Origin of the sequence: Methanococcoides sp. LMO-2 (genome assembly GCF_038432375.1) — an archaeon.
GTDB lineage: Archaea > Halobacteriota > Methanosarcinia > Methanosarcinales > Methanosarcinaceae > Methanococcoides > Methanococcoides cohabitans.
The window spans coordinates 1-676 of the sequence record NZ_JBCAUS010000013.1 but is presented as its reverse complement, the minus strand read 5'-3'; the positions used below and the strand labels follow the sequence as shown (position 1 = coordinate 676).

General features: G+C 44.5%; 1 protein-coding gene. It reads right to left on the bottom strand.

Features of this window, described 5'->3' with window-relative positions; all coding sequences use genetic code 11:
- On the bottom strand, positions 1 to 676 hold a 676-nt coding region (locus tag WOA13_RS11615), incomplete at both ends, for a PKD domain-containing protein (protein ID WP_342128063.1).

Below are 676 nucleotides of genomic sequence, written 5' to 3'. Positions count from 1 at the left end.
TGATATAACCGGTCTTGACCTCGGAATCAGTACCATTGATATTACTGACAGTAAGATTCACAGTGTACAGGCCAGCTGTATCGTAGGTATGAACGAAATTCTGACTGGAGTTATCCTCAGTACCGTCATTATCAATATCCCAAGACCATGAGGTTGCATCGGTTGAGAGATCAGTGAACGAAACTGTGAGTGGAACATCTCCTTCAGTCACATTGGCACTGAAATCAGCAACCGGAAGGATTGGAGGTACCGGAGCTGAGGTCACATTGATATAACCGGTCTTGACCTCGGAATCAGTACCATTGATATTACTGACAGTAAGATTCACAGTGTAAAGACCAGCTGTATCGTAGGTATGAACGAAATTCTGACTGGAGTTATCCTCAGTACCGTCATTATCAATATCCCACGACCATGAGGTTGCATCGGTTGAGAGATCAGTGAACGCAACAGTGAGTGGAACATCTCCTTCAGTCACATTGGCACTGAAATCAGCAACCGGAAGGATTGGAGGTACCGGAGCTGAGGTCACATTGATATAACCGGTCTTGACCTCGGAATCAGTACCATTGATATTACTGACAGTAAGATTCACAGTGTACAGGCCAGCTGTATCGTAGGTATGAACGAAATTCTGACTGGAGTTATCCTCAGTACCGTCATTATCAATATCCCA